This window comes from Nocardiopsis camelliae, from assembly GCF_028993595.1.
Classification (GTDB): Bacteria; Actinomycetota; Actinomycetes; order Streptosporangiales; family Streptosporangiaceae; genus Nocardiopsis; species Nocardiopsis dassonvillei.
Genome location: NZ_CP118614.1, coordinates 2,424,028 through 2,439,688 on the forward strand (window position 1 = coordinate 2,424,028; position 15,661 = coordinate 2,439,688).

Annotated in this window: 1 protein-coding gene; it reads right to left on the reverse strand. The window is 71.5% G+C overall.

What is annotated here, in order from left to right:
• Nucleotides 1-15,321 carry an ADP-ribosyltransferase gene (locus PV789_RS10690; RefSeq protein WP_274977256.1) on the reverse strand — a complete coding sequence of 5,107 codons (15,321 nt, stop codon included), beginning with the start codon at nucleotides 15,319-15,321 and terminating at the stop codon, nucleotides 1-3.
• Nucleotides 15,322-15,661 lie beyond the last annotated feature (340 nt).

A 15,661-nucleotide genomic window follows, 5' to 3' on the forward strand; every position in this document is an offset into this window, starting at 1 on the left:
TCAGGCGGGGCGCGGGGGAGCGCTGGCGGGCGGCTGGTTGTCGCCCTGGCCGTCGTTGTTGCGGCCGGGTGGGTTGTTCCACGGTCCGCCGTTGTCACCGGTCACGGGGAAGGCCGGGAAGTCGGTCACCGAACTGGGCAGCGGCTGTTCGAAGTCGGACTCGGGGTTGAGCAGTCCCAGGAAGTCGGCGGGGAAGGGCTTGGTACCGAGGGCCTCGGGGAAGCCGTTCTCCTTGTCCGAAAACTTCGGGTCCACGGAGCTGGAGGGGGAGCCGTCCTCGTTGCGCAGCGGTCGGACCTGCGGTTCGTCGGACACCGAGCCGCGGGGCCGCTGTACCGGTGTGTCGGGGACGTCGTGCAGGGGCAGGTCGTCGGCGCTGTCGTAGCCGTCCGAGTCGGTGTCGGGACGGGCCGGGCTCCCCCCGCGGCTGTGGTTCGTGCCGCCCTGTCGGCCTCCATGCGGGGAGCGGTCCTCCGTCCCCTGCTTCCCGCGGTCCTTCCCCCCGGAACCGCCCGGGTCCCCGGAACGGTCACCCTCACTGGTCCTGCCACTGCCACTGCTGCCGCCCTGCTCGCCTCCGCCTCCGGAGCGGTCCTGGCCGGAGCCTCCGTTGCCGCCGGTCCGGTCTCCGCCCCTCCCCCCGGAGCCGTCCTTGTCGGGACCGCCGTCGTCTTCCCCGTCCTTGCGCTGGTCCTTGGTGTCGGTGGGGGCGTCCTCGGCCTCCTCCTCGGTGTCCTTCTCCTCCTCCTTCTCGTCCTGCGTATGCCCGGGGTCCTTCGCCGTCTCCCCGTCCCCGGGCTCGGGCTGCTGCAGGGACGGGTCGGGCTCGGTCACCGCGGGCGCAGTCTCGGGCGTCGGGGTCTCGTGGCCCCCGTCGTCGTTGGCGGCCGGTACGGGCCCGGCGGTCGTCTCCTGGCCGGAGGGGGTGTGCGTGGTGTCCTGCGCGGAGCGGTCGCCTCCGCTGTCCGCGGGACCGTTCAACTCCTGGTCGAAGAACGCGAACAGGTCGGGGGCCGGGGGAGCCTGTTCCGTCGGGGGCGCGGTCCCCTCCTGCCGGGAGGTGTCCGTGCGGTCCCTGGGCAGGGTGGGGGAGCCCTCTTCGTTCTGGTCCGGGGGCAGAAGCCGGGGTCGGGTATCGGGGGTCTCCTCGGGGACCGGCCGGGTCGGTCGCGCGGTCGACTCATCCTGCGGTCGGCCGTCGCGGTTCGGAGGAGCCTCGGCCGGGGCGGGGGAGCGCTGGTCTTCGCGGCTGTCTGTCGGGTTCGTGCCGGGTGGGGACGGTTCGTTTCCGTCGGCGGGGGGCGGGCTCGTGGACATCAGCCGGGCAAGCTGGATCTGCATCCTCCTGATGTCGTCCGAGTCCAGGAAGGACTCCTCCGAGTGGGTCTCCTCGTCCCGTTGGGTGTCCGTGCCGTGGTCGGGGCGGTCCTCCGGCTGGTGGGGGGAGCGTTGCCCTGTCTGGTCGGCGTCGACCGGGGAGAGTCCGTCGTCCTCCAGGAGGGGCGGGCCCAGTCTCCGGTTGAGGTGCCATCGTGCCGCGCGCTCGCGTTGGTCCCGGTCCCAAGTCGACGCCTCCGGGTAGAGCCTGTCGAGCAGGCGGACGTGAGGGGTCTCCTCCTGGTCGCTGTTCTCGTACAGGCTCTCCGAACTGTCCCTCGTGTGCGTGTCGGCGGGGTCTTCGGCGCGCTCCGGAGCGGGCGTGCGGTGCGTCTCCGTCTGGTCGGGTGAGCGCTGGTCCGTTCGGACGTCGGTCGGGTCGGTGCCGTGCGGGGGCAGCCCGCCTTCGTTCGCCGAGGGCAGCGGTCGGCCGTTCGCCAGGTCCTCGAAGTACCGGTTCCACTCCTCCGGCGACCTCGGGATCTGGTGGATCCCCAACAGACCGTCGATCCCCGGTATGTGGATGGGGCCTTTCTCGTCCAGGCGGGTCCGCTCCTCCCCGTCCGGAGGTACCGGGCTCTCCGCAGGATGGATGTTGAAGTCCGAACCGAGCGCGTCCAGCAGGCTCGGCTCGGTGCCGCGCTGTCCGGTGTTCCGTTCGGGTGCCCGGTTGTTCTCCTCCGCTGGCCGGTTGTTCTCCCCGGGCGGCCGGTTGTTCCGCTCGGGCAGCTCGATGGCAGCGGGGTCGACCGCGGGGTCGTCCACGAGTCCCGGGGTGTTGCGCTGCGGGGGCGGGGGAGGCGGCGGCTCCTCCTGGATGGTGTCGAGGAAGGGGGCGCTCACGGTCCGCGGCCGGGGTGCGGGCAGGGACGAGGGATCGTCCAGGTTGCCGCGAAGTTCCCGGAGCGCCGTCTCCCAGTCGCGCAGTGCCGTGTTGAAGTCCGCCAACCGGTCCTCGTAGGTGGACTCCAGGTCGGCGTAGCGCTGCTGGACCCGCGGGTCGTCGGGAGAGGCCATCCGGTCGGAGGCCGCGGCGTCCAGCGGCAGGCGGGCGTTGAGGTAGGCCTTCTCCGCGTCGCCGAGCGTCTTCTGGAGGTTGGTGAAGCGCTCGGTCAGGGGCGTGATCCGGGCGGCGTTGTCGGGGGTGATCAAGCCCAGCTTCACCGCGTCGCCGTGGGAGACCCACGTGGTGATCTTGGTGGGGGTCTCACCCCGCTGCCACCGGGCGGGCCGGGACGGCTGCGGGGCGGGGGCGCTCCGGTCGCCGAACACGCCGCGCACCTTGGCCGCGGTGTACCTGCCCGCGGCCGCGGTCCTGTCCCCCACATAGCGCGCCGAGCGCTTGTACCAGGGGCCGCGCATTTCGGACCTGACGCCGACGCCCCAGGTGGTGTCGATCTCCATCAGGTAGGCGGGGCCGGTGCGGACGCGGTCGGAGTGGGGCGGCTCCTTCGGCTTGCTCCCCCGCGCGGTGTCGCCCCCGGACGTGGACGATCCGGTGGCGTTGGCCGAGCCGTAGTGGATGGCCGTCGTCGGCGGTCCCGTTCCGGTGCGTCCCGAGGGGCGTGCGTCTACCCCCATGGTCGCCGTGGACGACTCGTTGTGGAACGGGGAGAACGTCCTGCTCGACTCCGAGGAGTCGGTCAGCCGCACGCTCGGGTTGAAGTCGATGATGCGCGCCGTCTCCGGCCGGGGCACGGCACGCACGCTCCACGTGGTCCGGCCCATCTCGATCATCTCGGTGCCCGACTCCGCGTTGGCCTGGGGGAAGAGGGCCTTGAGGGAGATCGCGTTGAGGGACTGGTCGATGGCGTTGTTGCGGGAGTTGAGACCCAGCTTGTTCGCTGTGTACTCGGCCGCCTGTGTGATGGCCTGCGGGGTGTAGCGCCCGTCTCTGACGGAGTTCGCGGGCGGGTTCCAGCCCAGCGACTTGGCCGCGACGACGTGCATGAGGTCGCGGACGTCCTTGCCGTTGTTCTCGACGGCCACGGGCATGACCACGCCGTCCCTGAAGTCTCCCCTGGACCCGGGGTCCGTGGCCCGCGACCAGTTGCGCATCATGTCGGACAGCGAGGCGTGGTGGTCGTGGGAGGGGTTCTCCGGAGGGGGCGGCTGGTTGTCCGCGTGCCGACCGCCGCCGGGCGGTCTGGTGTCGGCGCCGCCCGTGGTCCTGCTGGTGGTGTCGCCCGCGGTGGTGGTTCCGCCGTCGGTCGGCCTGGTGGTGGCTGTGCCGTTGTCGTCGTCGGTCCTATCGGTGGCGGGCCGGGTGGTGTCGGTTCCGCCCGGGTCGTCGGTTCTGTTGTCGGTTGGCCTGGTGGTGTCGGTTCCGCCCGGGGTGTCCGTCCGGTTGCCGGTCGGTCTTGTGGTGCCGGTTCCGTCGGTAGTGTTTTCCGTCCCCGACAGGTCGAGGTAGGGGGTCGGGTACAGCGCCTCCACCCGGCCCGAGTCGCCCGTACCGGTGAAGTCCCGGCGTCCGCCCGAGCCGGGGGTCTCCCTCGTCAGGGAGTTGGCCACACCCTGCTTGTCGGAGATGTGCAGGTCGAGCGTGAGCCGCGTGCCCGACGACACCCGCGCGTAGGGCGTCTCCATGGTCAGCCCGATGGAGCGCTTGTCCGTGTCCCGGTTGATCTGGCCGTCGCCGTGCGCGTTCATCCCGGAGCCGTCGCCGTACACGCCCATCAGGTAGGGGGTGCTCGACGGGGTGGTGCCCCCGGGCTGGTCGCCCCCCGGACGGGGCAGTTGGGGCAGGAGCGCTCCTTGTGCCCCCGCGGACGTGGAGCTCTCCCCGCCCTGCTGGAGCCGGTCCCCGTCATCCCACTCCTGGCGCTGCCGGTACTCCGTCTTGCCGCCCAGGTACTTGACCTCCGTGTCACCCCTGTCGAGCCGCAGGTTCACGGTGGCGTCCAGGGACAGCGGAGCGGTGGTCGGCGCGTTGAGATCGCCGATCGAGTGGTCGATGGACCGGATCTTCACCGCTACCGGCGTTCCGGTGTTGGGGTTGAGCCCAGTGTGGGAGTTGAGGGTGTGCAGGATGCTTTCCCGGCTGTCCTTGGTCAGCTCCCATCCCTGTGAGGCCAGGTCGTCGGCGAGGTTCTGGAGGGCCTCGTCCGGGTTGGCGGGCCGGACCATCTTGCCGGAGTCCTCGAACCCCGGACGCGGTCTCACGCCCGCGGGCCGGTCGGGCTCGGGTTGCGGGGAGCGGATCAGCCCGTCGTCGGTCTCCTCGACCTTGTCCTGGACCAGGCCCGACTGGTGGGCGTCGCGGATGTGGACCAGCCCGGTGACCAGGTCGCGGACGTGGGCCTGCCAGCCCCGGTAGCGCGCGGCGCGGGGAATCGTCGGCCCGATGCTCCAGTGCTTGACGAACTCCACCGCCTGCGTCACGCGCCCCGAGGCGGAGAAGGAGTACGACATCGGGATCTTGGGGTGGAACTCCACCGTCTCGGAGAACTTCGACGTGGGCCTGGTGTTGGTGTAACGGTCGAACAGGCTCTTGCCCGCGGACGGGCCGAGTTGGATCAGGGGAGCACCCGCGGAGTTGGGCGCGGGCTCGGTGCCGCCCGCGGGCTGCTCGGCTGGCTGGATGGGGTTGGGGTTGTACCGGCCTCCGCCCGTGGCCAGGAGGGTCACGTCGGTCCTCTTGCCCTCCCTGGTGAACACCTCCAGGGTGTTCTTGTCCTTCCAGACGATCGCGCCGTCGGACTGCTCGAAGCGGTCGACCGAGTCGATGTCGAACTGGGTGGCCGTCGTCGCGCGGACGTCGTGCGGGGAGAGCAGGCCGCCGCTCATCTCGGTACGCGTGCGTGCGCCGCCGGAGGACTGCAACGCCGGGTTCCCCGCGAGGTTCTCCGGTGAGAGTGCGTTCTCGTAGAACTGCCTGCTGCCCTGGCCCCGGACCAGGAAGTGCCGCAGCTTGCGCTCGAAACCGAACTTGCCGGGGGTGCGCTGGACGCCCTCACGCCCCTCCCACGGCGGAACGGAGGAGAAGTTCTCGTAGGAGGCGTCGAGCAGGCTGCCCGTCCGGTTGTCATCGTCGGTGGTGAACCGGGTGTTGACGTGTTCGACGGTGGGGCCCAGGTCGCGGATCAGTTCGGCCCGGCGCTGTTCCGGGGTGCGGAGGTCGGGGGTGCTCCTGGTGGTGTCCTGCTGTCCGGTGGTGTTGTTCCCCGTGGTGTCCTGTTGCTCGGCGGTGTCGGTGTTGTTCTCCGACCGTGGGGCGGGGTTGACGGGAGGTGCGCCGTCGCCCCGCGGTCCGTCGCCGGTCGTCTCCTGCTGACCGTTCGCCGGTGCGGGAGTCCGTCCGGCTGGAGGCTGCCTGTCCGGCCCTCCGCCGAACCACCTCTTGACCGTCCCGGTCACGTCGCGCCGCTTGCGGACGCTGTCCGGTGCCGGTGCCGTGTGGCCGTCGATCATCTCCTTGGCCTGGTCGACCGGGATCGGCCGGATCCGGGTGGCCTGTGGGGCGGTGCCGTCCCGGCCGCCGCCTTCCCCGTTGGGGACCGACCTGGCCGTGTCCATCGTGGCCAGGGCCTGGATCGGGGCGTCGAGCAGGTCGTGCCCGCGCTCGCTCAGCGGCCTATCGCCGCCCAGGACCATGCCCAGGTCGTCGTTCTCGTAGAGCTTCGCCGAGAAACGGACCGTGGAGTTCCAGACGCTGGAGTCCTCCGCGTACTGGATGATCTCCTCGCTCTGGGTCTTGACGCCCAGGCCCTGGCCGCCGCCCTTGGTGCTGTTCAGCTGGCCGGAGACCGAGAAAACGCCGCCGTCGCTCGGGTTGTCGGCCGCGTCGACGGTGTCGATCCGGCGGACGTAGGCGCCAGTGGTGACCCGGGCCGTCTTACGCGTCTGCGAGCCGTCCGCGGTACTGCGCTCAGACGAACCCGAGTACTCGCCTCCGGTGCCCCTCGTGGTCTCCCCTACGTGTCTGAGCGCGGAGAAGTCCGCGGTGACGCGTACCGCGACGAACGGGGGACGCAGCACGTCCTTGCCCGGTTTGAAGAGCGCGCTGGGGTCGAACCTCCCCGAGTCGATCAGGTGGATGGGCTGGCCGTGCAGCGTCAGGTCGTCCTCACCGCTCTTGAACACGGACGCGGAGATGGCGTCCATGACCCTGTGCGTGTTGAAGACGGCGACGTCGTGGTCACGCCGGAAGGGGCGGTGCTCGCGCGTGGAACCGGTGAACGGGCTCGTGGTCTCGTGGCCGGGTCGCCGCGCGAAGTTCTTCGAGTCGCGCGCCAGCTCGGGCAGGACCAGGCCGGGCCGCTTGTCGGCCAGGCCGGTCAGCACCTCGTGCGCGATCTGCTGGTAGATACTGCGCTGCTGCCCGTTGACGTCGCGGTACTGGCTGCCGTCGGGCCAGGTGAAGTCGCGGGGCACGGACCCGTGGAAGGTGACCGGCTGGTCCTGGTCCAGGTTGGGACGAGGGGGTCGGGGGCCCTCGGGCCGCTCGTTCTGGGCGCGCTGTTCCCCCGGAGGTTGTTGCGCGGGGGGCTGTTCCCCGGGCTGTTGTTCCACGGGGGGCTGTTCCGCGGGCGGTCGTTCCCTGTCCTGTCCGTTCCCCCGCTGCTGGTCCTGTCCCTCGGGCCGGACGTTCCCGTCACCGGTGTCCCCGCCCTGCTCGTTCCCGGGCCGCTGGTTCCCGGTGGTGTTGGGTGCCGTCTCGTGGGTGTCCACCACCGGCGGTGCCGTCGTGTTCCCCTCGGTCCGGACGGGAGCGGGGGGCACGGGCACCTTGTCCGAGGGCTCGTCCCCGTTCAGGATGCGGGCCTCCTGGACGGTGAGGATCTCGACCGTGTCGCCTTGGAAGCGGTACACGTTGTCGGGCTCGCCGTCGAAGTGCACGTAGTAGTTGCGCTGGACGTCGTAGGCGGACGACTCGGTCTTGCCGTAGTTCATCCTGTTGGCCGCCCCCGACGACAACCGCGTGCTCTCGTCGATTCCCCGGCCCCGCAGGCCCCCCTCCACGGACAGCGCGTCGGCGCGCACCATGTGGGTCCCGCCCGGTGTTCCGACGTCGACGCTCACTCCGGCGCCCAGGCTCCCGCCGAGGAAGTCGCTGTGGCGGAGCGAGGTTCCGATCGTACGTTCGGACTCGTTGCCCTTGATGTACTTCGCGGGCTGGATGGTGTGGGGCTTGGCCTCGTAGGAGGTGGGCACCGACTGGACGCTCACCAGGCGGGGTGTGCCCGAGGGGTCGTTGACGGTGAAGACCGCGGGTGCCGAGGACATCTTCGGCAGGTTGTTGCGGACGGACTTCTCCGAGAAGACCTCACCGATCTGGTCGCGGAAGGCGTCCAGCTTCTCCTGCCTGCGCTTCTCGACGAACCCAGGCGTCACCGTGTCGACCACGGACCTCCACCATCCGCGGTCCCGCTCGGGGGACCAGAGGTGGTCGGCGATCCAGTCGGGGAAGGACTTGTCGGAGGACCCGTCGCTCAGGCGGATGTCGCCCACCGACACGGGGTGCCCCTTGTCCGCGTGCGGGCCCGCGGGCCTGGCGTCGTCGTCCCGGCCGCGCTGGTGGTCCTGGGTCGCGAAGGGGTCGCGCAGGCGGATCGTCTGCGGACCGGCGTTGGCCACGACCTCGCCCGGAAGGACCAGGAGCACTCCGTTGGGGGACTCGGCCCGGGCGTTCACGGCCCGGTCGGCCGGGGGGTCGTTGGCCGGGGCCTCGTTGTTCGCCGGAGCATCGCCGTCCGCAGGGGGGTTGCCGTCCGCCGGCGTGTCGTTGTTCGTCGGGGTGTTGCCGTTCGCGGGGGCGTCGTCGTCCGCGGGTCCGTTGTCGCGGTCGGTCCCGTCCTCCGATCGGGGAAGGGGGGTCAGGTCGAAGGACATGGTCAGGTCGGAGGCGTAGACCGCGGGTTTGCCCTTGATCTCGTAGCTGGTGTAGCTGTCGTGGACGCTGGCCGTCGTCTCAGCGGTCTGCCGTTGGCGCGTTCCGCCCGAGAAGCTGACGGTGAAGCGGGGACCGATGTCGGTTCCGCTCACTGTGCCGAGGAGCAGCGGGGAGACCTGGAACCCCAGTCCGACGAACTTGGTGCCGCCGTGGTTGCCGCCGCCCTCGGCCGGGTTGGCCTCCCCGGCCTCGTCCACCAGCTTCAGTTCGGTGGACTCCGATCCCCGCTCCGGCTGTGTGGGCGCGTGGTGGAAGCCGTCGCCGGAGGAGTTCAGCCGCAGGTCCGCCCGCCATCTGGAGCCGTCCGCTCCGGTGACCGTCGTGGAGAACCCCTCCGGTCGGAAGAACACGCCCGTCTGCCTGCGGGCCTGCTCGTCGATCCGCTCCCTGACCGCGTCGCGCGCCGCGGTGTCAACGTGTCCGGCGTCGTTGGTGAGGGTGTCGTTCACGAACGAACGCAGGTGCTCGGCGTGGACCATACTGGAGTTGACCAGGCTGGACGTCAGCAGGTAGCCGATGTCGTAGGGGGCCTCTGCCCGATCCGGTGTCACGGAGCCCGGGTAGTTCCGGGTCGGGGGTCCCTCCCGTTGCCGTGTGTTGCCGGTGTCGGGCTGTGGGCGTTCCGTCTCCGTGGTGGTGTTCTCCTGCGGGGGTGGCGGAGGCGGCTGTTCCGTGTCTGCGGGGTCCGTGGTGACGTTGGTGTCGACGGGGGTTTCCGCCGTTTCCACGTCGTGGTCCTCGGTCTGGACGGGTTCGGCGGGCGGGGGCGGTGGGGGAGGGGTGTTCTCCTCGTGGTCTTCGGTCTCGGTCCGCGTCTCCTCCGCGGCCACGGGCCTCTCGGTCTCGGTCGGCGCGGGTTCGGCGGGAGGGGACGGCGGAGGTTGTTGCGTGTCCTCGGTGCGTGTGATGTCTGTGGTGGTGCGGGGGGTCTCCTGCTGGGGCGGTGGAGGGGGCGTGCGTTCCGCCTCCTCGGTGTGCGTGGTGTCTGTGGTGGTGCCGGTGTTCTCCTGCTGGGACAGCGGAGGCTGCGCCGTGTCCACGGTGTGCGTGGTGACGTCGGTGTTCTCCCGCGGTGGCGGCGGAGGCTGCTCCGTACCCGTGACGTCCACCGTCTCGACGGGCCCTGCGGTGGTGTCGTGCTCGTGCTGCGGGGACGGCGGGGGTGTGTGCTCCGTGTCCGTGACGCCGGTGTCGACGGGCCGCACCGACGGCTCCGGTTCGGTGCCGCCGTTCTCGGTCGGAGCGGGCGGGGGAGGCGGGGGAGGCGCGCCCTCCTCGTGTTCTCCGCTCCTGGTCCGCGCCTCCTCCGTGGGCACGCGCGTCTCGGCCTCGGGCGGCGCGGGCGGGCGCACCGCCTCCTCCGTCGTCTCCACGGTCCCGGTAGCCGGCGGGTCCTGCGGTGTCTCCTGTTCGCGCGAGACGCCGGTCTCGGCAGGAGCGGCCCCGGTGGTCTCGTCGTCCGTGTCCGGCTCGGGCGCCTCCGCCGGGGCCGGCTCCGTGTCGCCGGTACCGGTCAGCGCCAGACCGCGGGCGAGGGAGTCGAGGTCGGCGCCGCTCATCCCGGTGCCGTCCCCGTCCGGGTCCCGTACCTCTCCGGCGATGTCGGTCACGGCGAAGGCCAAGGGATTGTTGGAGCCGACCTGGTCGGAGAGCCCCAACATGTTCATGCGCATGTTCAGTCTCGTGCGCGCCGCGGAGTCCGGGGAGGCCAGGTCGGCGATGGATCGCGCCCGGTCGAGGGCGGCCGTCGTCGCGTCGGCGTCGCCTCGGGCCGCGGCCGCGTCGCTGAGCGCGATACCGACGGCGATGCTCGCGGCCACGTTGACGTTGCGGGTGAGGCTCTGGTGCCGGTCGGCCGCGTCCTCGGCGGCCGTGATCGCGGCGCGGCGCCGGGCGTCCGCCGTCTCGGCGGCCTCGCGCGCCTCCTCGACCCGGGTCTCGGCATCGTTGCCGGTGGTCCGTGCGGTGCGGGCGGCGGTGTCGGCGGCCTCGTATGCGATGCGGGAGGCGCGTTCGGCGTCGTCGCGCGCGGTGCCGGCGTCCGAAACCCGTGTGAGGGCTGTGTCGCGCTCCCGTGCGGCGTCGGTGATCCGGTCCGGGTCCTCCGGGCCCACCTCGGACGGCTCGGGGACCGCGTTCCGGGCCGCGGCCGCGTCGGCGGCACCGCGCGCTGCGATGCCCTCCGCGGCGGCGGCGAGGTCCGCGGCCAGGGCGACCGTGGCCGCGACCGCCTCCGGGGCGGTGTCGGCGATCTCCGAGGCCCGGTCCGCCAGCCGCTCGGCCCGGTCCCGCAACTGTTCGAGGCGGTCGATCGCCGCGGTCCGGCCGGGGCCGGCGGCATCCCGGAGAGTGGAGGTCAGGTCCGCGGTGAAGCGTTCCGCCGCCTCGCGTATCCCGGCCAGAGCCTCTGCCGTGTCGTCCGCGTCCAGGGCCCGGTCGATGCGGTCCAGTACCTCGCCCGTCCCGGCCGGGGGCTCCGCGGCGGGCCCGTCGTCGTGGGCGGGGGGCAGGATCTCGGCGTGGAAGAGGTAACCGCGCCCCCAGGGCTCGACCGCGGTGATCCGGTAGCGGGTCCCCCGGGGGAGGATCACCTCGCGCTCGCCGGGGTGTTGGCTCCGGTCGCCGACCCACAGACCCCGGGTGCCTTCCGGCACGGTCAGCCGCATCAGGTCGACGGGGGAGCCGCCCGCCGCGGACGGAACGTTACCGAGGGAGACCGAGAGGTACCCCTGTTCCACGTGCGTGGTCCCCGCGAGGGTGTGGGGATCGGTGCTGCCCCCGTCCAGCAGGTGCCGGTGGTGGTACATGCCGTGCACGGCCTCGAAACCCTCGGGGAAGGGCTGACTGGTGGCGCGGTCCAGGCGCCGGATCAACGCCAGGGCCTCCGGGGCGTCGGGGAAGTGCGCCGGTTCCCCGCCCAGGGCGAGGGATTCGGCGATCCGGCCCGCGCGTCCGGAGCGTTCGCGGAGGTTCTCCAGCGCCGCCTCCGGGTACGGGTTGTCGAGCACGCCTCGCACGATCCGCTCCTGCTCGGGACTCAGGCCGCCCCGCTCCACGGCTTCCTCCAGCCGTGCCAGGTCGGGCCACCGTCCGCCGCCGATCTCGTAGACCTGCCATCCGGGCTGGGACCGGCTCTCGTCCCGGGCCCGGTCCAGTTCGGCCTGCACCGTCGCCTCGTTCAACGGACGCATCCGAGCGAAGCGGTTCAGCCAGGAGGACCGGGTGTAGGAGGAGACCGCGTCCTGGGACGCGGTGGGGAGCGTGTCGAAGGCGTTGGGGTTGTAGCCGGGGTCGTGCAGGAGGTCGCCGTAGCGGTCGGTTTCGGCAACGGTCGGCAGTCGGCGGATCGTCCCGGATCCGGACGCGGCGGGGACCTCGTTGTCCGTCGCTGTCCGGGGCGGTGTCGGCGGCTCCTCGGACCGTCCTTCCGGGGCCGGTGCGTCTTCGTCGCCGTCGACCAGCGCCGTGTTGACGGTCTTGACCGTGTCCGGTGCGCCGTAGGGGGAGGGTCCCCGGTCCGCGGGGTCCTGCATCGCGTACTGGACGTAGTCCGTCGTGAGCCGCCCGCCGGGCTGCCAGAGCCGGGCGCGGACCGGGTCGTGGCGGTCCTGGAGGTGGCGGCCGATGCCGCGGGCCAGGACCTCGGCGTCCCGGACGCGTTCGGCAGGGATGGACTCGCCGCTCAGCGGGACGCGCCTGTCGGAGGGGTCGGAGACGGTGTACACCAGTGCCTGCGCGAGCGTGCGCGCCTCGTGGATGGAGCGGTTCTCCGGGTCCGGACCTTCGACGGGTCGCAGCTGCCTCCAGAACTCGGCGCCCAGCGCCCGGGCTCCGGGGATGTCGTTGTCCGCGAGGGCCCGGGTGAGTTCGGGCAGGCGGTCCAGGACCGACGCGGCGCGGGCGTCGGCGCGCGGGTCGATCCCGGAAGCGGTGGGGTCGGTGGGCGCCTTGCCGGGGGTGTCGGGTCCGCTGTCCGCCGCGCGGTCGGGTCCGGCGGCGGGCGGTGCCGGAGGCGCGTCCGTGGCCGTGCTCCGCGTGGGGACCGGCGTGCCCTCGGTCGTGTCGGGCGTCGTGGCCTCGGTGGCGGGCGGGGCGTCCTTGCGGCTCTCCTGGCCGTCCTGCTCCTGGTCGTCCTTCTCTTCGGCGGGGTCCTCCCCGTGCACGGACTCGGCGTCGTCCTCGCGGTCGCCGCCTTTGCCCTCCTCGCCGTCGGATCCGTCGCCCTTCTCCTCCCCGGAGCGGTCTCCGTCGCCCCGGTTACCGCCGTCTCCGGAGCGGTCGCCGCTCTCCTCTCCCGACCGCTCGTTCCCGTCGCCGGACCGGTCCCTCTCGCCGTCCCGGGAACGGTCTTCGTCGCGGGAGGTGTCCTCGTCGCGGCCCTCGGGCTGTTCGCCACCGCGTTCGGACGGGCTCTGCCCGGTGTCCTCCGTGTCCTGGGGCTGTCCGCTCTCGGTGACGGGGGACGCGGGAAGCGGGACGTCGGCCGGGGAGGGCGCGTCGGAGGTGGCCGGGGTGTGGGGGTTCGCCCGCTGTTCGTCCGTCGAGCCGTGGGGCTGCTCCTGCCCGGTGGTGTTCCCGGTGGTCTGGGTCTCCGGTGCGGGCGGGGGGTCTGTCGTGACGGTCTGGGGGTCGTCGCCGGTCGACTGTGGGGTGGACGGCTCGGGGGTGCGGGTGTCGTGGGTGCGTTGGGGTGAGCGTTCGCCGCTGTTGCGCTCGGTGGGTGTGGAGCGCTGGCCGCTGTCGGAGGGCGGGTTCTGCGGTGCGCTTGCGGGTGGCGGGGTGGTGTGGCCGGCTGGCGGTGCCACGGTGACGGGGGCGGGGGTGTGCTGCTGCTCTGGTGCGGGGGTGGAGCGGTCGGCTGTGTTCGTGCCGCCGTTGTTGCCCGGGTCGGGTGTGGTCTGCTCGACGCCGGGGGGCGTGTTCATCCCCGGGTTGTCGGGGGTGATGGCGTTGAGGAAGTTGACGGCGAGGGGGCCGTTGTTCATCCCGGGGTGGAAGAGGTCGTCGCTCGTGCCGGGGTGTTTGGTGTCGGTGGTACCGAGGGGGTCCTTGGCGGGGTCGGGGGTGGTGAGGGAACCGGGGAGTGGGGTGCGGGTGTCCTCGTCCTGGCGTACGCGGGCGTTGTCGTTGGTGTTCCAGTCGCGGTCGTCGGGGTCGCCGGACTCGCTGTCGGTGTCGCCGTAGTCGGAGCCGGTGTCGCTGACCAGGTCGGGGACGTCGTCGGTGTCGGAGACGTCGTCGCGGTTGCCGGTGCCGTTCGAGGCGGTGGCCGGAGGGCCGTCGCGGTCGGGTTGTCCGTCGCTGTCGCGGTCGGGACCGCTGTTGCCCTCGCGTCCGCCTCCGCGGTCCTCCCGGTCCGCCCCGCCCCGGTTCTCTCCGCTGGACCCGTCGTCCCACCGTTCGGATCCGCTTTCGAAGAGGGGTGAGCCGTTCCCGTTGCCGGGAGCTCCGGACCCTCTCCCGGCAGAGCTGTTGCTTTCGGTTTGGGGTGGTGGGAGTGGGGTGTGGTCTCTGTGGCTGAACAGGTCCAGGCCGTGCAGGGCGCTGTCGGTGGCGCCTTGTTGGATGCCTGCTTGGGAGGCGCCCGCGGTGGCCGACCACACCGAGGCTTCCCAGCCGCGTCCGTCCATGACGCTGCCCAGGCCTTCGCCGAGGTAGCCCTCCAGGGCTCCGGAGCCGATGGTGCCGCCGGTCTGCTGGGCGTAGGCGCCGGTGGTGGAGAAGTACTCGGCCAGGGGCCGGTTGAGGTTGACGGGTACGTCGGCCAGGTGGTCGCGCATGTGGGGGGGTAGGCGGTCACCGATGGTCTGGCGTAGCTGTTGTCCCAGGGCGGGGTTGTTCCAGTTGCGGGTGAGGGTGTTGGCGTAGTCGCGGCCCAGGTTGCGTGCGGCACTCTCGCCGAGGTGGTCGCCGAAGTGGCGGGCGAAGAGGTCGGCGAACTCCTCGCGGGCGGCGGCGGCTTTGGCGGCGTTGTCGAAGGCGCCTGCGCCGATGGGGCTGCCGGGGTGGTAGGGGGCCAGGAGTTCTTCGTTGTGGCGGGTGAAGAGGGTGGCCAGGTCCTGGTTCAGGGACGGGGACGCCGGTGGCCCGCTGGTCGGGTCGTCCTTGGGTGTGGGTGTGTCGGGTCCCCGGTCGGGGTTGGTGGCGGGTGGGTCGTCTTTGACGGGGCCGGTGGGGGGGTCGTCTTTGACGGGGCCGGTGGGGGGCCCGTCGGGGCCCCCGTTGGGTGGTCCGGGGGGTGTGTCGGGGGTGTTGTTGAGGGGGCCGGGGGGTGGGGGTCCGCCGTCGGGGCCGGTGCGGGTCAGGGGTGGTGGGTCGGGGAGGCCGTGGAGGTCTTTGAGGCCGGTCTTGAGAAGGTTGACGAGGTTGTTGCCGAAGAGTGTGTCCAGGCCCAGGGCGGCGAAGGCGGAGATGAGGCCTTCGCCGATGGCGCCCAGGTGGGAGCTTTTGGTGAGTTCGCGGTCCTTGTTGTGGCGGGTGCCCTTACCGATCTGGATGCGTTGGATGATGCTGTCCATGCTGGCGTAGATCTGGCTGAGGATCTGGTGGCTGGGCACGGTGAAGGCGAGCCAGGTCAGGATGCGCCGCATGGCCAGGCTGCGGATGGCCTTGAAGACGGGGATCCACTTCAGCGAGGCGCCGAAGGTGAACTTGGCGGTGGCGATGGCCCAGGCGATCTCGACCAGGAGTTGGATGAACTGGCCGATGACCATCATGTGCATGTACTCGACGTTGGCGCGGGCCTTGAAGAGTTCGGTGGACATGACGGTGGAGTTGTCCTGGGCGGAGCCGACGTAGTTGTTCTCGCCCTTGGTGAACTGGTCCAGGGAGCGTTCGTAGCTGTCGGCGGTTTTGCCGTCGAAGTGGCGGCGGGCGTGGGAGCGGCTGAGGGCGAGGAGTTCTTCGAGGTGTTTGAGGCGTTGGGTGAGGCTGTTGTAGATCTCGGAGGCGTGGCCGAGTTGGTAGAGGCCGGCGCGGGGGACCTTGATGCCGGTGAGGACTTTGATGGCGTCGCGTGAGGAGTCGGACATGTTCGGGTCCAACGGCATGCGTACTCTCCCTCTGCCCCTGGTGCCGCTACGCGGCCACGAAGGTAACACCGGAGAATCCGCACGATTCGGTTTTTCCGTTCCCGGTGTGGAACGGGGTTCCGAGATCGGCTCGTTGAATTTGCTGAGGTCACGCGCGCGCACGGCCAGGTGCGGGAGGTTGCTGAAACGCGTTCCACCCGATCGGTGCGCCGAGTATTTCCGCAACGGTTCCTCTGGAGCCGTCCGGATATTCGTTCTCCGTTCTCCTTGCGCGCGTGCTTCCGGGGCGGAGCGCATGTCGGAGTCGGGGGAGGATGCCTGGTGGTGGCGGTTCGGCGTCAGGGTTGGCCGCCGGTCG

What these genes read in the sequence shown, in the direction of transcription:
- PV789_RS10690 (WP_274977256.1), bottom strand. Translation starts at nt 15,321, where the DNA reads ATGCCGTTGGACCCGAACATGTCCGACTCCTCACGCGACGCCATCAAA.